Origin of the sequence: Pseudomonas grandcourensis, from assembly GCF_039909015.1 — a bacterium.
Taxonomy (GTDB): Bacteria; Pseudomonadota; Gammaproteobacteria; order Pseudomonadales; family Pseudomonadaceae; genus Aquipseudomonas; species Aquipseudomonas grandcourensis.
Genome location: NZ_CP150919.1, coordinates 1125293 through 1144543, shown reverse-complemented (window position 1 = coordinate 1144543; position 19251 = coordinate 1125293). Strand labels below are relative to the sequence as shown.

Genomic DNA, 19251 nt, shown 5'->3' with positions numbered 1-19251 from the left:
ACTCCAGTTGCAAATGTTGAATCTTGGGGTCAGAAAACTCAGTCCAAAGGCGGAACAGGTAACCCGCGTTTGGCGTAGAAGGCATCGACAAAGGCGGCCAATGTACCCTGTTGAATAGCCTCGCGCAAACCAGCCATAAGCACTTGATAATGACGCAAGTTATGGATGGTATTGAGCATGCTTCCCAGCATTTCGCCGCACTTGTCCAGGTGATGCAGATAAGCGCGGGAGAAGTTCTGGCAGGTATAGCAATCGCAGGTCGGATCGAGCGGCGAATCATCATGGCGATGGAACGCGTTCCGGATCTTCAGCACGCCGGTATCGATGAACAGATGCCCGTTGCGGGCATTACGGGTTGGCATCACGCAATCGAACATGTCCACACCGCGGCGCACACCCTCAACCAAGTCTTCCGGTTTGCCAACGCCCATAAGGTAACGAGGTTTGTCAGCCGGCATCATGCCCGGCAGATAATCCAGCACCTTGATCATCTCGTGCTTGGGCTCGCCCACCGACAGGCCGCCAATGGCCAGGCCATCGAAGCCGATCTGGTCGAGGCCTTCCAGGGAGCGCATGCGCAGGTCCTGGTGCATGCCGCCCTGCACGATGCCGAACAGCGCCGCCGTGTTCTCGCCATGGGCTTCTTTCGAACGCTTGGCCCAACGCAGGGACAATTCCATGGAAATACGCGCGACGTCTTCATCCGCCGGGTACGGCGTGCATTCGTCGAAAATCATCACGATGTCGGAGCCCAGGTCACGCTGGACCTGCATCGACTCTTCCGGGCCCATGAACACCTTGGCGCCGTCGACCGGGGAAGCGAAGGTCACGCCCTCCTCCTTGATCTTGCGCATGGCGCCCAGGCTGAACACCTGGAAACCGCCGGAGTCAGTCAGGATCGGGCCTTTCCACTGCATGAAATCGTGCAGGTCGCCGTGCTTCTTGATCACTTCCGTGCCCGGGCGCAGCCACAGGTGGAAAGTGTTGCCCAGAATGATTTCAGCGCCGGTCGCCTCGATATCCCGTGGCAGCATGCCCTTGACCGTGCCGTAGGTGCCCACCGGCATGAAAGCCGGGGTCTCGACGGTACCGCGCGGGAAGGTCAAACGACCGCGACGAGCCTTGCCATCAGTGGCCAACAGCTCGAAAGACATACGACAGGTGCGACTCATACTGTTTCCTCTGGGCCCGATTCTTTAGGGGCAGTCGGCGCAGGATTACGCGTGATGAACATCGCATCACCGTAGCTGAAAAAGCGGTAACCGTTGTCCACGGCAGCCTTGTAGGCGGCCATGGTTTCGGGATAACCGGCGAACGCCGAAACCAGCATCAACAGCGTGGATTCGGGCAAATGGAAATTGGTGACCAGGGCATCGACCACATGAAACGGCCGGCCCGGGAAGATGAAAATGTCTGTATCGCCGCTGAACGGCTTGAGCACGCCATCGCGCGCGGCGCTTTCCAGGGAGCGCACGCTGGTGGTCCCCACCGCCACCACACGACCACCGCGAGCGCGGCAGGCGGCAACGGCATCGACCACGTCCTGGCCGACTTCCAGCCATTCGCTGTGCATGTGGTGGTCTTCAAGCTTCTCCACGCGCACCGGCTGGAACGTGCCGGCACCGACGTGCAAGGTCACGAACGCAGTCTCGACGCCCTTGGCGGCAATCGCCTCCATCAGCACCTGATCGAAATGCAGCCCCGCCGTCGGCGCCGCCACCGCGCCCAAACGCTCGGCGTAGACGGTCTGGTAACGCTCGCGGTCGGCGCCTTCATCCGGACGGTCTATATAAGGAGGCAGCGGCATGTGCCCGACGCGGTCGAGCAGCGGCAACACCTCCTCAGTGAACCCGAGCTCGAACAACGCATCGTGACGCGCCAGCATCTCGGCCTCGCCACCGCCATCGATCAGGATCTTCGACCCAGGCTTGGGCGACTTGCTGGAACGCACATGGGCCAGCACGCGGTGACTGTCGAGCACCCGCTCCACCAGGATTTCCAGCTTGCCGCCGGAAGCCTTCTGGCCAAACAGCCGCGCCGGAATCACCCGGGTATTGTTGAACACCATCAAGTCGCCGGGGCGCAAATGCTCCAGCAAATCAGTGAATTGACGGTGTGCCAGGGCGCCGCTGACCCCATCCAGGGTCAACAGGCGACTATTGCGCCGCTCGGCCAGCGGATGGCGGGCGATCAGCGAATCAGGGAGCTCGAAGGTAAAGTCAGCAACGCGCATGATGGGGTTCGTCTAGCAGGGCCGGGAAGTCTAGCGGAAATATCAAAAATTCTCCATGTACCTGATTGACCAGCGGTTATCTCATCTCTATACTTCGCCGCCATTGAGCCCTGATGGCGGAATTGGTAGACGCGGCGGATTCAAAATCCGTTTTCGAAAGGAGTGGGAGTTCGAGTCTCCCTCGGGGCACCAAAATTAAGAAAGGTCTTGCTTTGCAAGGCCTTTTTTTTCGTCTGCAGAAAAGCACCTGACACCCCACCGTCCCGTGTAGGGGCTGCCGAAGGCTCGGGCCGCGTTCGGACGATCTTTTGATCTTGCTCTTCCACGCTGCCCAAACCGGCGGAACATTTCACAAGGATTCCCCCCATGGAATTGCAGCTGGAAAGCGTTGCCCTGTTCTCCCTCAAATTGGCTTACGAGACGGAAGATTCAAGCCCGATTTTGCGTGACGATCTGGTCATGGGCGATTACCAGCGGGATGTGTTTGAGTTGCTGGTGCGTCGGGGGGATGTTGAGGGGATTCAGCTGAAGGTGGATGAGTGTGTGGGATTGGCGTTGGAAGCCATTGGTGGTGTGGAAAAGCCGTTGGGGCGGGAATTGCGCAGGTTGGCAGGTGAATTTTCCAGTAGAGAGGCGATGGAGCAGCTTGATGCCCCGCTTATCGCGCTCAGGGATTATCTGAAAGATATTCAATGAATCAAGGCGGGCGGCCTAAAAAGCTGGAACGCCCGTTAGCCGGACCCCGACGTTGGTTGCCACGTCTTATTGTCTAGTCCTGAAATAGTTTACACCTGCTTCAACCCAACGCCCGATGTACCGCATCGCGGCATAGAGTTACACAATGACATTGCAATCGCAAAACGCTATCATGAACTCCATTACCTTAGCAAAGAAATGGTCATGGAAAACCTGAAAGTCGAATACCTTGCAATAATCAACTCCAAGGAGGGATTTTGTAATTCAGTATCCTCATTCAACAATCTAATCCAATCGTATGGAAGTATCGAAATAAAATCCAAAGGATTGATGTTTGATGGCGTGCGATTTGACTATGATGTTCAACAAGGAGAAATACAGAATAACAGTCATGTATTCTTTCATGTGCGCCTTGGCTGTCAAAACAAAGGCGAGGTATCAATTTTTCTATCCCTACTAAAATCCATAAGAACTATTTTGGCAAAAGCGGCCGAAAAACCAGTCGAGGTACTCTGGGATGATGTCAGCAGCAGTCTTTCATCGGCTGCATACCCCGTGATACATGAAATTGAAAACATGATGCGCAAGCTTATTACAAAATTCATGCTTACAAAGATTGGTTTGGGCTGGACAAAGGAAGCCGTACCCAGGGAAGTCTCGGAATCAATCAAGACCAAGAAAAACGCTGCAGGCAATAACTATTTATTTGAGACGGATTTTATTCAGCTTTCAGATTTTTTATTCAAACCTTACTCGACCGCGAACTCCTCAAAACTGATGGAAAAAGTTCGCTCAGCGCTTTCAGCCAACGATATAAACATCGAGGAACTCAAAGAGCTAGTTCCAACCTCTAATTGGGAGCGGTATTTTCAACCAATAGTTAGCTGCAAGAGTGAATACCTGCAAACTCGCTGGACGAAACTATACGAACTGCGATGCCTTGTAGCGCATAACAATTTTATTGGCCACGAGGACTACGATAACATCTTGAGGATTGCCGGCGAGGTCAAAGAGAAGCTTGGAGAAGCGCTCAGTAAATTGGACAGCATCCACATGTCTGCTGAGCAGAAGGAAGAGGTGGCTGAAAACATCGCAACCACAGTAAATAGCACCCACGCTGAGCTTATCGCTATGTGGATTTCTATCCAGCAGTTGCTTATTGAAATTGCCATGAACGGATTACATCATGAGCAAGCGCGCAAGCTCATTAAAAACAAAACCTCTACTAGACTTATCATTGATAAACTTGTGGAAGAAAACGTAGTGTCGGTCGAACTTGCTCAGGAACTGGTAAAACTCCAGCTTTCTAGAGATATCATCGTACATAACGTCGATGCCGAACTGAACGATTCAGTGTTAATCACCGCTGACTCCATCAAACATGAACTAATTGAAATTCTTGAGGTTTTTGATGAAACACCAACTACCTCACCAAACGTATTGACACCGGTAGAAGACGACACAAGCAGCGACTTAGAAAATTAGCATTTATTAGTTCTTTCCAGCTTTGAGCAAGCGTTTTATTTTTTTACAAAGCTAACTAAAAGCAATAAAAAACGGGAAAAGGGGGAGAGATTTATTTTCAAGTAAATAAATCCACCCCCTTATTGGTCCTTTGACGAACGATAACAAACTCAATACTTTAGATTTGACTCAGACACGTAAACCAACCCTACAACTTCGTCAACACCCAAAGCCACCTTTCTTGAGAACTTTAGCTTCAAATCAACCAACAATTTACTGTCGACGCAAACATCGAAAGTCGCATCAACATACCGTCCAGGATCAAACTCTTGAAATGAGACGCCACCAAACACTTCTTTCGCTAAAAGAAGAGACTTCCCTGAACTAATTGGTGCGACGAACACCTCAATTTCATTGAAATTACAAATATAGGAATCACCACGTTCGGCCAAGCGCTGCACTCGCAAGTTATCTGGTCTAGGGTAATCGCGACCGAAGTCGGAATGCTGCCATTGCCACACCCACTCTGGTCGTGTCGCATTGTCGAGAATCAGGATAGGACATTGTCCTCGCTCGATAATTCTCTCTGCTTCTTTTTTCAAGGCAGACCAATAGGTATTAGCGTCGACCACAAACAAGTCACGGGTCTTACACGCAGCCAGTACATCGCTTAGCACTACAGCACCGACTCTATTCGCCATAGTCTCGGACCAAAATTGGTCCTCATTCGACGCACGCTGATCCATTTCGACCAGGGTTAACTCCCCTTTACGAATCTGTCTCATTGTTAAAGTAAAATCTTTAAGGCGTTCGGTGCAAAAGTTAACCTCATCAAATAATTGGAGGGGAAATACTCCAGATGTAGGATTGAATCCCTTAGTCGATGCGTATTGAGAAATTTGGTGTAATCGTTCAGGCGCAACCGGCTCGGCAGCCAATACATCCGACCTTAACCCTTCAACGAGGTCCCTCAGAGACTCAACACCAACCTTGGCAAGAGCAGCGTTTTTGGATGCATGATTTGATATGCCAATGCGCTGTAGCAATACTGGGAGCACCTTTGGGGAGAGGTCCGCAGCGGGCTCGAAGTGCTGCATCCAATCCTTCGTGTTTTGACGAATAATATCGATACTCCTATATTGAGTCGACATCCAGATATCGATCTGACGACGCAGGGATTCATTTGCCTCCCACTCTTTTGATGAAAGTACCGCCAGTAAAACTAGTTGTTGTTCCTCTAGTGATCTAACATCATCAGCACCTGAAAATGAATATACGCGCGAGCTAACCATGTCCGGTCTTTGCATACGCTTAACACGCTCCACAAACCAACCAAGGCGCCCTAAGTAACCACTTCGCCCCTTACCATCTGCCGCATACTGCCTTACCTTCGCCTCAAGATACGTTATTGCTGTAAAATCAGTAAGCGGATCTGAAAGTGTCCCTCCGCTTCGCCACTGCTTCCCACCCAACATCCCCACTGCAACTTCTATTGCTAGTGACTCTTCGGGCTTCATATTTTCATCTTTCTGCGCCCAATCAAGTAGAAGCTCAAGTACAAGGAGTTGAATATCTGTCCAAAAGTTTTTGATTGCAGCCATGAGCACCCCACGCTGCAGCACTTCTACCTCACCACCGCTCCAGTGTAGATCTTGGTCGGTAATCCCTAAGGTTTGGCACAGAGTGGGCCATTCTAGTTTTAAGTGCTCAAGCGTTAAATACGTTGTTTTGCCTAAAAGCCCAATTGGTTCCTGCTCGAAAGAGAAGGTCCCCCACCATTTACCAAGTACATCAGCTAGCCACTCTGATGCCGTGCGGTCACCTCGGTCAACAGCGTCTAAGAGCATCCATGCCGTCTCCTGTATATGAATGGAATTCAAGCGAGCTGACACCTCCATCGATGCCCATTCAAAATCTTTCGACACTTCTGGCACTTTTGCTAAAGTGGCTTTTGCATTCTCCCAACCGCCGGCGAAAGTCGAAACGACTTCTTCGTATACTCTATGCAGAGGCGCACGAAGTACTACCATTTGATTCGAGCCATGCTCCATAACCCCTTGTTCTTCTACCCGTTGGACCCACCAACCGCCAAGTTGATACATCATTAATGGTGGAAGCAGCAGAATGCTCTCGCGAACCTCCTCAGGAGATGAGTTCAAAACCTCTCCATCTAGATGTTGCACGAGGTGACAAAGGCGACGAACCGGTCTCGTATCTGTCACCATCGATCCAATGGCTGCAAAAAAAATAGATCGATAGATATCAGCCCACCCATGATAAAGCGCCCTCTCAGGAAACGTATGTATGTCAGGTAACAAAGCCCAACTACCCTGAGTATCTTCGTTACTATTTGCTAAAGAGGCCCCAAGAAGAAGTTCATGTAAGCTCACGAGTGATTCGTAGGCACGCTCAAAAGCCTCCACATCAGAGTGTGCAGCTGCCCCCCTTGTATCGGCCTCCAACTCTTTAAGTATCGATTTAACCTGAATTCCGAGACGCTCACTTCTTACAGACCTGAACACGTATGCAAGACGCAATAGTCTCAACTGCCACCAAGCCAAGGGCGGGCCCGAATCGACAGTCGCCAAAGGAATAGATTTCTCATACACACTTCCTGGCATTATAGGAACAGTTAGGAGTGGATAACTACTTTTCCTAGCAAATTGCTCGCCTTGTGGCATAGGGTACTTTCGGGCCGCACGCATCCAACTTGCAGTAACCAAGTGCAACGGAAGTAGACGAACATTTACAAGCCGGGAAGGAGATTTTAACGTCAGCGTACCTTGAGCTTTTCCTTCACGAAACCCATAACGACTAAAAAGAATATCGGGACCAACTGGCTGCAGATCATTATCCAAATCAGGAGATGGAATCCATCCAAATCTCTGAGATTTAGCGAGCACCTGAAAGGAATTTAACCTCATTACATCGCGAGGCAAAGCCACACTTACAGCGTAACGCTGAATAACATGCATCTGTACTTCAGGACGTAAAAACTCGATAGTCCTGAACAAAAAATACGTTGTCAAAATTGCATTTAACAAAAACCAAACTGTATCCAGCGACACCCACAATGGCAACGATACCGCACCGTATACCGGTATCGATAAGTATTGAATAGTCATAACCAAAACGAGTGATAAAGAAGATAGCCCTGCTGCCAGTGCTCCAGAATCAAGAATGTATAGATGAACAAAAGCTTCGGCGGCTGGTCGTCGCTGAAGAAAAACTGTCACGAAAGCAATAACTATCGGATACACCAACGCAGCCAAAGTTGCTTGTACAGTCCACAACGTCGAAAAATAGGCCAGTTGTTCAGCCACTTGCCATGTTCCCCAGCTGACTAAAAACCAACTGAGCGACTGAATCTTAATTAGCGCCCAAATTAAGACGACAAGCAGCAACAATGTTACTGAAAAGCGAACAGGGTGTTCGCCAGCAAAAAGTAATTCTCGTTGAAAGCGGGAGAGCGCAAACGCTTTCCGGTGGCGATTCAATCTACTCCAACTAGCTTCTTCGCGGAGAACTACTCTCTGCACAGACCAAGGGATTTTCCCCAAATCACGGGCACGTTCACATTTTTTATGAAACGCCCTGATAACTGCTGAAGATTTTCCCTTGAACCTTAGAAAAAATTTAGACTGCGACTGAATCCATCCCTTAGCGTTTATAAACACTTTCCTGATGCGGTTCATCTTCAGTACTTCCTTGTTTCTATTAGCCTTCTTGGATACCGATCTGACTACTCATACTACTCGAGCATTTAACACTCTGTGTTGATTGTAGATACATCTCTAAAGATTCGCTTCCAGACGGCTTAACTTTCTCATGCCTCCAACCGACTCCACAACCTTGTATCTTTGTGAATTCGGCTAAAAATGGGATAGGTCACATTTCAACTCTGGTGAGTCAGGGCCAACGCTAACGAGGGTTGCAGGTACGGGGTCTACGCGATAACCTTCTCGCGTCGCTGCCAATTCAGCGACCGGGTGTGGTAACCCGAGTTATTCAAGGCGCAACAGCGCCCCCAATCACGTCATCAGGCGCTTTTTTTATGCCTGCGGCGTGAGTTATGGCGGCTGTGCGTGGGACGCCCTCGGGCGTGCCGGTTTCCTTGATACCCGGTTTACCACCCTGCGCACAGCTGTCACCCATTCGTGTGGTAACGAACGTGGCAGCTCCTCATATCAAGGAGTTGGATAATGCGCAGTATCAATCCGTTTGAAATTTGGCTTTCCCCTCTACGCATCCCCCAATCGCGTAACCCCCTCCCCCATTGCCTCTCCATCCTCGGAGGTGGCAAATGACCGAACAACCCGAACTCAAAACCATTGGCCTGACGCCGGCCATCTACTGCGCGGATCAAGCGCTGTTTCATGTCACTCGCGGGGTTCCTCTTGGTGATGCGTTGTCAATGGCCTCCGATTTTCTGTTCCTGGCCAAGACGCTCACTGAAGATGCTGCTTATGCCAGAGACACTGACCGTCACGCTTGGGCCGCGCATTATCTGACCTCGCTGAGCAAGGCATTGGTGGATGATGCGGTGAAGGTGCTGACGCGGGATCGGACTTGCACGCCGGCCTCCAAGCAAGCGGGGGGGGGGGTAAAGGCTGAGGGGTAGTGATTGAAACGCTGAAATAGCTTCAGATTTCAGAAGTCAGGCATGACGCTTGTGGGAACGGGCTGGGTTGCGGGGGCCGGGGTATTCAGCGGGATATGTGGATGTCTTGCGTTTTTCGCGAGCGAGCTCGCTCCTACAGTGGGTTTGCTACAACCCAACGGCTATTGGACCGGCCATCCGAATAACCTCAGGATTTGTACAGCTGACTAAAATTCAGTGGGGGATCTCTTCAACGAGCCCTTACAAGGCGGGAGGTTTTACGATGAAAGTCGTAACTTCGCTGGCGTTGCTGGTAGCGGCAGGATGGATCTGCGTGGTTGGTGCAGCCCCGAAGCAAATCGTTGCCGTTCCCTTGAATGCAACTACTCACAATGCCGGGCATATCGCTCAGGCCATTCTGACCCCCTTGAGCAGTAGTGAGACGGCGATCGCATTGTTCGTGGGTGGTGTACCCAATGGCACTGCAATTCCGGCGCACTTGTATACCTATATCTACTCGGGAAGCTGCGCCAGGCACGAGCTTAAGCCGGCCTATTCCCTCAATCGCATCGTGACTGACAACTTCAACGAGCAGGCGGGCATCCAACTCTGGAAGAGCGTGCCCGTGGCTTATGACTCGCTGCGGTCCGGCGGTTATGCGCTGGTGCTGCGGACAAGCCCGGCCGATGGCAATCCCGATATTTTCTGCGGTGAGCTTAGCTAAGGGTTTTCCCCGCTTCCATGCATAGCGTGGGAGCGGGGAATATCCCCAAGGCTGCGCGCATTATGACGGTGGTCATTCAACAGCAGATGTTGATTGCCATGCGTTTTTCGCGAGCAGGCTCGCTCCTACAGGGGGTTGGCTTTCAGTTCTGATTTTTGTGGTGGTTGGGCTGGCGCTTTCGCGAGCAGGCTCGCTCCCACAGGGGTTTTGTGTGTTTAGTGGTATTTGGGATTAGCCCCGATGGTTTCGTAAGGAAAGCTTCGGAGGGGCTGGTTTAGGCAACTTCCATGTTCCATAAACAAGAAGGCCCGAACGTAATGCCGGACTGAGCCAGCACCAGAGGATCGGGCGCGATTGGGATTAATGCTGTCGTAGCCTAATGGCAATGTCAACGTCGCCAGCAGGAACGGTGGCTGCCTCAGCTTTTCCAGCCTCCGAGTCCTTCCAGCGGGCTTGATCGTCACCTTCTCCACAGGCAATCCGCTGTGCATAACTCCGGCAACCTCCCCTCTGGCACGGCGCCTGATGCCGCATTCTTCTAGACTCAATACAAGGTCGTAGACAGAACCAAACACGTCGCTCTGGTGCAGCCGAATCAAAGGCCGCGTGGCAATCTGGCTTTTATGCCCCTATTGAGGTGCGGCGAAGACCGTGCCGGGCGCAACAAGATGCCCGCTCAGGGTGCCCTGGCCGACGGCCTGCAGATGCCACGATACCGTGACGTGGTGTGAATGCCGCAGCCGACACTTTCGGACGACCGACGACCTTCTGGTTTGTCCGTGACCGTGAGGATTGCTGAATGCCTGATGAGATGTTGCACCTGCCTGTGGTCAACAGTCTGCTGGAGCGCCATAAGGGCACCCCGGGTGCGCTGTTGCCCATTCTTCATGATATTCAGGAGCGCATCGGTTACATCCCCGATGTCGCCGTCCCCGAGATTGCCCATGCCCTCAACCTGAGCCAGGCCGAGGTTCGTGGGGTGATCAGTTTTTACCATGACTTTCGTACCGCGCCGCCCGCGCGGCATATCCTGCGGCTGTGCCGGGCCGAGTCGTGCCAGAGCCGTGGCGCCGAGCAGCTTGCCGCGCAGTTGCGCGAGCGTCTGCAACTGGACGATCACGGTAGCAGTGCCGACGGCAGCATCAGTTTGCGCCCGGTGTATTGCCTTGGGGCCTGCGCCTGTTCGCCCGCCCTGGAGCTGGATGGCCGGGTGCATGCGCGGCTCAGTGCCGAGCGTCTGGATGCCCTGCTTGACGCTTGCCGGGAGGACGCGTGATGCCGACTCTTTATCTGCCTTGTGATTCCCTTGCCCGTGCCGTGGGTGCCGATGAGGTTTCGGTGGCGCTGATCACTCAGGCCCGGGAGCGCAATCTTCCGCTGGAGTTGCAGCGCACCAGTTCTCGCGGTCTGTATTGGCTCGAGCCGCTGCTGGAAGTGGACACGCCGCAGGGCCGTATCGGCTTCGGTCCGCTGACGGCTGACGATGTACCCTCGGTGCTTGAAGCGCTGAACAACCCATCCGCTCATCCGCTGGCCTTGGGACTGGTGGAAGAACTGCCTTATCTCAAGTCTCAACAACGCCTGCTGTTCGCCCGCGCCGGTATTACCCGGCCGCTGTCCCTGGAGGACTACCGGGCCCACGGTGGTTTCGAGGGATTGACCCAGGCCATCGCTATTGGCGGCGAGCAGACCGCGACGGCGGTGTTCGATTCGGGCCTGCGTGGCCGTGGCGGCGCGGCCTTCCCGGCCGGGATCAAGTGGCGCACGGTGCGTGGCACTCAGGCGGCGCAAAAGTACATTGTATGCAACGCCGACGAAGGCGACTCCGGCACCTTTGCCGACCGCATGTTGATGGAAGGCGACCCCTTCCTGCTGATCGAAGGCATGGCGATTGCCGGCATTACCGTCGGCGCCACTTTCGGCTACATCTATGTGCGCTCGGAATATCCGGATGCCGTGGCCACGTTGCGGGCCGCGTTGAACATCGCCCGAGAAGCCGGTTACCTGGGCGCCGATGTCGGCGGCAGTGGCCTGGCCTTCGATATGGAAGTGCGGGTCGGGGCCGGTGCTTATATCTGCGGTGAAGAAACCGCGCTGCTGGACTCCCTCGAAGGCAAGCGCGGGATCGTCCGCGCCAAGCCGCCGATTCCCGCGTTGCAGGGGCTGTTCGGCTTGCCGACGCTGGTGCACAACGTGCTGACGTTGGCCTCGGTGCCGCTGATTCTGGCCAAGGGCGCGCAGTTCTATCGCGACTACGGCATGGGCCGTTCTTTGGGCACCATGCCCTTCCAGCTGGCGGGCAATATTCGTCACGGCGGGCTGGTGGAACGGGCCTTTGGCCTGACCCTGCGGGAACTGGTGGAAGACTACGGCGGCGGTACCGCCAGTGGCCGACCGCTGAAGGCTGCGCAGGTGGGTGGTCCGCTCGGCGCCTGGGTGCCGCCTTCGCAATTCGACACACCGCTGGATTACGAAGCCTTTATGGCCATTGGTGCGATGCTCGGTCACGGTGGTGTGGTAGTGGCTGACGACACCCTGGACATGGCCCACATGGCGAGTTTCGCCATGCAGTTCTGCGCCGAGGAATCCTGTGGAAAATGCACGCCTTGCCGTATCGGCTCGACCCGGGGCGTAGAGGTGATCGACCGTCTGCTGGCCGCACCTGACCAGAACAGTCGCGATGAGCAGGTGATCATCCTCAAGGACCTGTGCGACACCCTGCAATACGGTTCGCTGTGCGCGTTGGGCGGCATGACGTCTTATCCCGTGGCCAGCGCCCTCAAGCACTTCCCCGCTGACTTCGGTCTGCAAGCCTCGGAGGCCGAACAATGATTACTCTCTTCGACCCGAAAACCGATATCGACCTGGGTACACCGGCCCGCGACAGCCAGGTGCAAGTCACCCTGAACATCGACGGCCGCAGCATCAGCGTGCCCGAAGGCACCTCGGTGATGCGCGCCGCCGCGCTGTTGGGCACCACCATTCCCAAACTCTGTGCCACCGACAGCCTGGAAGCCTTCGGCTCCTGCCGCATGTGCCTGGTGGAGATCGACGGCATGCGCGGTTATCCGGCGTCCTGCACCACGCCGGTCAGCGAAGGCATGAGTGTGCACACCCAGACGCCCAAGCTCGCGACCCTGCGCCGCAACGTGATGGAGTTGTACATTTCCGATCACCCGCTGGACTGCCTGACCTGCTCGGCCAACGGCAACTGCGAGCTGCAAACCGTCGCCGGCCAGGTTGGCCTGCGGGAAGTGCGTTATGGCTATGAAGGCGAGAACCATTTGGAGGACGTGAAAGACACCTCCAATCCTTACTTCGACTACGACCCGAGCAAGTGCATCGTCTGCAACCGCTGCGTGCGCGCCTGCGAAGAAACCCAGGGCACCTTCGCCCTGACCATTACCGGGCGTGGTTTTGAATCCCGTGTGGCCGCTGCCGGTGGCGATAACTTCCTCGATTCGGAATGCGTGTCCTGCGGCGCCTGTGTGCAAGCCTGCCCTACTGCGACGCTGATGGAAAAAAGCGTGGTCGAACTGGGTCAACCGGAACGCAGCGTGATCACTACCTGTGCCTATTGCGGTGTGGGTTGCTCGTTCCGTGCCGAGATGAAAGGCGACCAGTTGGTGCGCATGGTTCCGGACAAGAACGGCCAAGCCAACCACGGCCACTCCTGCGTCAAGGGGCGCTTCGCCTGGGGCTATGCGACCCACCCGGATCGCATCACCAAGCCAATGATCCGCAAAAACATCAGCGACCCTTGGCAGGAAGTCAGCTGGGATGAGGCGGTGACCTATGCCGCCAGCGAATTCCGTCGGCTGCAGCAAAAATATGGCCGCGATTCCATTGGTGGCATCACCTCCAGCCGCTGCACCAACGAAGAAACCTATCTGGTGCAGAAACTGGTGCGCGCCGCCTTCGGCAACAACAACGTCGACACCTGTGCGCGGGTCTGCCACTCGCCCACAGGCTATGGCTTGAAGCAAACCCTGGGCGAGTCCGCCGGCACCCAGAGTTTCGACTCGGTGATGCAGGCCGACGTGATCCTGGTGATGGGTGCCAACCCCAGCGACGCCCACCCGGTGTTCGCCTCCCAACTCAAACGCCGCCTGCGTGAAGGCGCGCGGCTGATCGTCATCGACCCGCGTCGCATCGATCTGGTGGACACGGTGCATGCCCGCGCCGAGTATCACTTGGCCCTGCGCCCCGGTACCAACGTCGCCATGCTCAACGCCTTGGCTCATGTGATTGTCACTGAAGGACTGCTCAACCAGGCCTTTATCGACGCCCGTTGCGAGGGCAGTGATTTCGCGGTCTGGAGCGAGTTCGTCAGCCGTGCGGAGAACTCACCGGAAGCCCTCGGCCCTGTTTGCGGTGTTCCCGCTGCCGACATCCGTGCCGCAGCGCGCCTGTATGCCACCGGTGGCAATGCAGCGATCTATTACGGCCTGGGTGTCACCGAGCACAGCCAGGGCAGCACCTCGGTGATGGGCATTGCCAACCTCGCCATGGCCACCGGCAACATTGGCCGCGAAGGCGTGGGCGTGAACCCGTTGCGGGGGCAGAACAACGTGCAGGGCTCCTGTGACATGGGCTCCTTCCCCCACGAGTTGCCCGGTTACCGGCACATCTCCAACGAGGTGGTACGGGCGCAGTTTGAACAGGCCTGGAACGTCACCCTGCAACCCGACCCGGGTCTGCGTATCCCCAACATGTTCGAGGCAGCCTTGGGCGGCAGCTTCAAGGGCCTGTATTGCCAGGGCGAAGACATCGCCCAGAGCGACCCCAATACCCAGCATGTCACCGCGGCTCTGTCGGCCATGGAATGCATAGTGGTGCAGGACATTTTCCTCAACGAAACCGCCAAGTTCGCCCACGTGTTCCTGCCGGGCTGCTCGTTCCTGGAAAAAGACGGCACCTTCACCAACGCCGAGCGACGCATCTCCCGGGTGCGCAAGGTCATGGACCCGCTGGGCGGCAAGGCCGACTGGGAAGGCACCGTGGCGCTGGCCAATGCCTTGGGCTACCCAATGAACTACCAACATCCATCGCAAATCATGGATGAGATCGCCAGCCTGACGCCGACCTTCACCAACGTCAGCTACGCCGAACTGGATCGTCACGGCAGCCTGCAATGGCCGTGCAACGCCGAGGCACCGGACGGCACGCCGACCATGCACATCGAAGAGTTTGTGCGCGGCAAGGGGCGCTTCATGCTTACCGGCTACGTGCCTACCGAGGAGAAGGTCAACAGTCGCTACCCGCTGCTGCTGACCACCGGGCGCATCCTCAGCCAGTACAACGTCGGCGCCCAGACACGACGTACCGAAAACGTCGCCTGGCACCACGAAGACCGCCTGGAAATCCACCCGACCGACGCCGAGAGCCGTGGAATCAACGAAGGTGACTGGGTCGGCATCGGCAGCCGCGCCGGGCAGACCGTACTGCGTGCGCGAATCACCGAACGGGTCGCCCCGGGCGTGGTGTACACCACCTTCCACTTCCCGGAATCGGGCGCTAACGTCATTACCACCGACAACTCAGACTGGGCCACCAACTGTCCGGAATACAAGGTCACAGCCGTGGAAGTCAGCCGCGTTTATCACCCTTCGGAGTGGCAAAAGCGCTTTCAGGAATTCAGCGACGAACAACATCGCCTGCTGAAAGAACGTCGGCACCCCGAGAAAGCCGAGGTGCGCAAATGAGTACTGACAACCTGATCAAGATGGCCAACCAGATCGCCCAGTACTTCGCCAGCCAGCCGGACCAGCAACAGGCGGTGCTCAGCGTGCGCAATCATATGCAGATGTACTGGGCGCCGAGCATGCGCAAGGAGTTGCTGGCCTGGCAGACGGAGCATCAGGGGGCGGATTTGCACCCACTGGTGCAGGCGGCGGTGACTGGGGCGGGTTGGGAGGCTTAGGCCTGGAAGTTCGGGCTGAATAACTGTGGGAGCGGGCTTGCTCGCGAAGGCGTCAGTTCAGGCGACATTGATGTTGAATGTGCTGGCCTCTTCGCGAGCAAGCCCGCTCCCACAGGGGGTTGTGTTGTGTGGACAAGCCACAGGCGCTCATTTGCGGCACTAAGCGTATCCTGTTCACGACTGCCTCCCCTGAGCCCCGGAACCACAATGACCAAAAGCATTCTCTACGCACTAGGCGCTGCTGCCTTGTTCGGCGCCAGCACGCCCTTGGCCAAGTGGCTAGGCTTGAACGTATCCCCCATCCTCCTCGCCGGCCTGCTTTACCTGGGCAGCGGCGTCGGGCTGACGCTAACCCGCCTGATCCGTGATCGTGGCTGGCAGCCGACCGGCCTGACCGCCCCTGAATGGCCGTGGTTCATCGGGGCTATTGTGTTCGGTGGCGTACTGGGTCCGGTTTCATTGATGTTTGGACTCACCCTCACCTCTGGCACCACCGCATCACTGTTGCTGAACCTGGAAGCCGTGTTGACCGCACTGATGGCGTGGGTGGTGTTCCGGGAGAACGCTGACCGGCGCATTGTTGCGGGGATGGTGGCCATTGTTGCCGGGGGCGTGTTGTTGGCATGGCCTCGCACTTCGGCAGAGGTTCATGGCTGGTTGGGGCCTGTCACGGTGGCGGTGGCGTGTTTTTGTTGGGCCATTGATAACAACCTCACCCGCAAGGTGTCTGCGTCGGATGCGTTGTTTATTGCCGGCACCAAAGGGCTGGTGGCCGGGGCCGTCAATTGCGCGCTGGGGATCGCGCTGGGTATGCACCTGCCAGCATGGTCGCTTCTTGGGCCAACCCTGCTGGTGGGCTTTTTGGGGTATGGCGTCAGTCTGGTGCTGTTCGTCCTGGCGTTGCGCGGGCTTGGTACGGCGCGGACCGGTGCGTACTTTTCCACGGCGCCGTTCCTGGGAGCCGCGATAGCGATCCTGTTTTTCGGTGAAGCCGTGACGTGGGTGTTCTGGATCGCTGCCGGCCTGATGGGGCTTGGGGTCTGGATTCATCTGACCGAGAGTCACTCACACGAGCATCAGCACGAACCGCAAATCCACGACCACAAGCATGTCCACGATGAGCATCATCAGCATGAACATGACTTTGAGTGGGATGGTGTGCAACCCCATAGCCATGTGCACCAACACTCACCGATCGTCCACAGTCACCCGCACTTTCCCGACATCCATCACCGGCACTCGCACTGAGCCCCGGAGGCTGCGGCCATTTAAACCGGCCGTAGCCATCACCGCCCTACTCGACGTCCTTTTGCCGCGACGCCGTCACGGTCACTTCAATGGCCCGGACACTGATCGCCGCGAACGTCGCGGTCATCAGCACGCCGTTGAAACCCAGCAGGATCGCCAGCACTCGCGACACACCCAGTTTTGGCACCAACTCTCCATAACCGATGGTCAGGCCGGTCACGAAGGCGAAGTAGACACCGTCATCCGGGCTCCATCCTTCCAGCTGGGCGATGATGAGGCCGATTCCGATGATCACCAACAGCAGGATCGAGAAGATCGGCCACACCACTTTGAAGTAGAACCAGACGGCTTTGTAGAACTCTTGGCGGACGTTTGATGCACGGTTGAAGGTCATGTCGTGGGCTTCCGTGGGGTTTGCCTGACCGGCAATTGAATGCACGGCGGTTCAATACCCCGTTCAGCTTGGCACAAGCGCTGAAAACCGCGACCAACGGGGCGTTTTCTTTGGCGAGGACTATGACAAAGATGACGCCCCGCAAACTATCCAGAAACCGCCTGACACCGGTGGATTTCTGTAGGAGCGAGCTTGCTCGCGATGGTCGTTAACGATAACGCTGTAAACCTGATAGCCCACGGCGCTCTCGAGTCCATCGCGAGCAGGCTCGCTCCTACAACATCAGTGGCAGGTTTATCCCTCAGTTCGCTTCAGTTTCCCGAATCAGCTTCTTGTTGATCTTGCCAACGCTGGTCTTGGGGATTTCGGTCACGAACTTGAACTGCTTGGGGATCGCCCATTTGTTGATGCGCCCGCCGTCGACGAAGGTTTGCAAATGCACCTCCAGAATCTTGCGGTCGAGGTATTGCCCCGGCTCGCAGACGACCATGGCCATCGGGCGTTCGCCCCACTGTTCATCGGCAATGCCCACGACGGCGACGGACATCACACCCGGGTGTTCGCTGATCAGGCTTTCCAGTTCCAGTGAGCTGATCCACTCGCCGCCGGTCTTGATCACGTCCTTGATGCGGTCCTTGATTTCCACGCCGCCCAATGGGTCGATCGAGGCCATGTCGCCGGTGTGCAGCCAGCCGTTGTGCCACAGCTCCGCGCCTTTGTTCGGGGCTTTCAGATAGCCCTGGGTCAGCCACGGCGCGCGCACCACGATCTCGCCCAGGGACTCGCCGTCATGGGCCACGTCATTACCTTCGGCGTCGATGATCTTCAGGTCGACCATCGGCACCGGCGTGCCGGTCTTGATGCGGATCGGCAGTTGCGCTTCGGCGGACAGTTGGCGGTCTTCATCGCGCAGGTAGGTCAGGCACAGCAACGGGCAGGTTTCGGACATGCCGTAGCCGGCGTGCACCACCATGCCTTTGGCATTGGCTTCGCTGGCCACGCCCAGGGTCAGCGCGCTGCCGCCCAAGAGCATTTTCCAGCCGTCGAATCGGGTCGCCTTGCCTTCTTCGCAGTTGAGGATCATCTGCAAAATGGTCGGCACACAGTGGGAGAAGGTCACCTTCTCTTCGCGGTACAGCTTGACCAGGCTGTTGGGCTCGTAGCGGCCGGGGTAGACCTGCTTGATGCCCATCAGGGTCGCGACATACGGCACGCCCCAGGCATGCACATGGAACATCGGCGTGATCGGCATGTACACGTCGTCGGAACGCAGCAGCGGCTGGCCCTGATAGGCGCCCAGGGTGCCGACGGCATTCAGGGTGTGCAGCACCAGTTGCCGGTGGCTGAAGTACACGCCCTTCGGATCGCCGGTGGTGCCGGTGGTGTAGAACAGCGTGGCGACCGAGTTCTCGTCGAAATCAGGGAAGTCGTACTGGTCCGGGGCCAGGGACAGCAGGTGCTCGTACTCGCCCAGCACCGGCAACGAGGTCGTGGTCGCCTCGTCATCGGTGAGCTGCAGGTAGCCTTTTACGGTTTCCAGCCGTCCGTGGATCTGCTCGACCAGGGGCAGGAAATCGTCATGCACCAGCACCAGGTCATCCTCGGCGTGGTTCATGGTGAACAGCACCTGCTCCGGTGACAGGCGAATGTTCACCGTGTGCAGCACCGCGCCGATCATCGGCACGGCAAAGAAGCATTCCAGATAGCGGTGGCTGTCCCAGTCGAGCAGGGCCACGGTGTCACCGGCCTTGACCCCGGCCGCCGTCAGCGCATTGGCCAGGCGGCGAATACGCTTGTTGAGGGTCTGATAGCTGTAGCGCAGCTTGTCGGCGTAGACGATTTCCCGGCCCGGCTGGTAGCGCACGCCGGACAGCAACAATTGCTTGATCAGCAAGGGATAGGCATAGGCGCCGTCGGCGGGCGGGATTATTTTTGTCGCCATCATGTTTAAGGTTCCTTGTCCTTTCGA

General features: G+C 56.3%; 14 protein-coding genes and 1 tRNA gene. 10 read left to right on the top strand and 5 right to left on the bottom strand.

The features are described 5' to 3' along the window. Nucleotides 1-38 precede the first annotated feature (38 nt). Together tgt and queA are read right to left on the bottom strand one after the other, a co-directional pair. Nucleotides 39-1154 carry a tRNA guanosine(34) transglycosylase Tgt gene (gene tgt / locus AABM52_RS04985; protein ID WP_160387208.1) on the bottom strand — a complete coding sequence of 372 codons (1116 nt, stop codon included), beginning with the start codon at nucleotides 1152-1154 and terminating at the stop codon, nucleotides 39-41. 14 nt (nucleotides 1155-1168) lie between these two features. Further along, nucleotides 1169-2233: a tRNA preQ1(34) S-adenosylmethionine ribosyltransferase-isomerase QueA gene (gene queA, locus AABM52_RS04980; protein WP_223516000.1), complete on the bottom strand. Its 1065-nt coding sequence runs from the start codon at nucleotides 2231-2233 to the stop codon at nucleotides 1169-1171. A gap of 107 nt (nucleotides 2234-2340) precedes the next feature. Between queA and AABM52_RS04975 the strand changes: the two genes are divergently transcribed. The 3 genes from AABM52_RS04975 to AABM52_RS04965 all read left to right on the top strand — a co-directional run bounded on the left by AABM52_RS04975 (nucleotide 2341) and on the right by AABM52_RS04965 (nucleotide 4414). Next, a tRNA-Leu gene (locus AABM52_RS04975) sits at nucleotides 2341-2425 on the top strand. Nucleotides 2426-2599: 174 nt separating this feature from the next. Then, entirely contained in the window at nucleotides 2600-2929 is a 330-nt protein-coding gene (locus AABM52_RS04970) for a hypothetical protein (RefSeq protein ID WP_347910772.1), read from the top strand. 204 nt (nucleotides 2930-3133) lie between these two features. Continuing rightward, nucleotides 3134-4414, top strand: a complete 1281-nt coding sequence (locus tag AABM52_RS04965; RefSeq protein ID WP_347910771.1) for a hypothetical protein — start codon at nucleotides 3134-3136, stop codon at nucleotides 4412-4414. Nucleotides 4415-4563: 149 nt separating this feature from the next. Here the strand turns inward: AABM52_RS04965 and AABM52_RS04960 are convergent, their stop codons facing one another. Further along, the gene (locus AABM52_RS04960; RefSeq protein ID WP_347910770.1) at nucleotides 4564-8088 is read right to left on the bottom strand and encodes a hypothetical protein; all 3525 of its coding nucleotides are present in this window, start codon (nucleotides 8086-8088) and stop codon (nucleotides 4564-4566) included. A gap of 608 nt (nucleotides 8089-8696) precedes the next feature. Between AABM52_RS04960 and AABM52_RS04955 the strand changes: the two genes are divergently transcribed. The 7 genes from AABM52_RS04955 (at nucleotide 8697) to AABM52_RS04925 (ending at nucleotide 16888) form a co-directional block, all read left to right on the top strand. Next, nucleotides 8697-9014: a DUF3077 domain-containing protein gene (locus AABM52_RS04955; RefSeq protein ID WP_347910769.1), complete on the top strand. Its 318-nt coding sequence runs from the start codon at nucleotides 8697-8699 to the stop codon at nucleotides 9012-9014. Between the two features lie 262 nt (nucleotides 9015-9276). Further along, nucleotides 9277-9717, top strand: coding sequence for a hypothetical protein (locus AABM52_RS04950; protein WP_347910768.1), 441 nt, complete (start codon nucleotides 9277-9279; stop codon nucleotides 9715-9717). A gap of 799 nt (nucleotides 9718-10516) precedes the next feature. Next, nucleotides 10517-10993 (top strand): formate dehydrogenase subunit gamma, encoded by a 477-nt coding sequence (locus AABM52_RS04945; protein ID WP_046040265.1) that lies wholly within the window; start codon nucleotides 10517-10519, stop codon nucleotides 10991-10993. Beyond that, the gene (locus AABM52_RS04940; RefSeq protein ID WP_347910767.1) at nucleotides 10993-12549 is read left to right on the top strand and encodes an NADH-ubiquinone oxidoreductase-F iron-sulfur binding region domain-containing protein; all 1557 of its coding nucleotides are present in this window, start codon (nucleotides 10993-10995) and stop codon (nucleotides 12547-12549) included. The genes AABM52_RS04945 and AABM52_RS04940 overlap by 1 nt, the downstream gene beginning before the upstream one ends. Beyond that, nucleotides 12546-15422: a formate dehydrogenase subunit alpha gene (fdhF, locus tag AABM52_RS04935; RefSeq protein ID WP_347910766.1), complete on the top strand. Its 2877-nt coding sequence runs from the start codon at nucleotides 12546-12548 to the stop codon at nucleotides 15420-15422. The genes AABM52_RS04940 and fdhF overlap by 4 nt, the downstream gene beginning before the upstream one ends. Further along, on the top strand, nucleotides 15419-15640 hold the full coding sequence (locus AABM52_RS04930; protein WP_046040259.1) for a formate dehydrogenase subunit delta: 222 nt from the start codon (nucleotides 15419-15421) through the stop codon (nucleotides 15638-15640). The genes fdhF and AABM52_RS04930 overlap by 4 nt, the downstream gene beginning before the upstream one ends. A 207-nt stretch (nucleotides 15641-15847) precedes the next feature. Continuing rightward, nucleotides 15848-16888 carry a DMT family transporter gene (locus AABM52_RS04925; protein WP_347910765.1) on the top strand — a complete coding sequence of 347 codons (1041 nt, stop codon included), beginning with the start codon at nucleotides 15848-15850 and terminating at the stop codon, nucleotides 16886-16888. A gap of 46 nt (nucleotides 16889-16934) precedes the next feature. On the opposite strand, the gene AABM52_RS04920 is transcribed toward AABM52_RS04925, so the two are convergent. Together AABM52_RS04920 and AABM52_RS04915 are read right to left on the bottom strand one after the other, a co-directional pair. Continuing rightward, the gene (locus tag AABM52_RS04920; RefSeq protein ID WP_347910764.1) at nucleotides 16935-17282 is read right to left on the bottom strand and encodes a potassium channel family protein; all 348 of its coding nucleotides are present in this window, start codon (nucleotides 17280-17282) and stop codon (nucleotides 16935-16937) included. 301 nt (nucleotides 17283-17583) lie between these two features. After that, complete coding sequence (locus tag AABM52_RS04915) at nucleotides 17584-19227, bottom strand: fatty acid--CoA ligase (protein ID WP_347910763.1); 1644 nt, start codon at nucleotides 19225-19227, stop codon at nucleotides 17584-17586. Nucleotides 19228-19251: the final 24 nt, after the last annotated feature.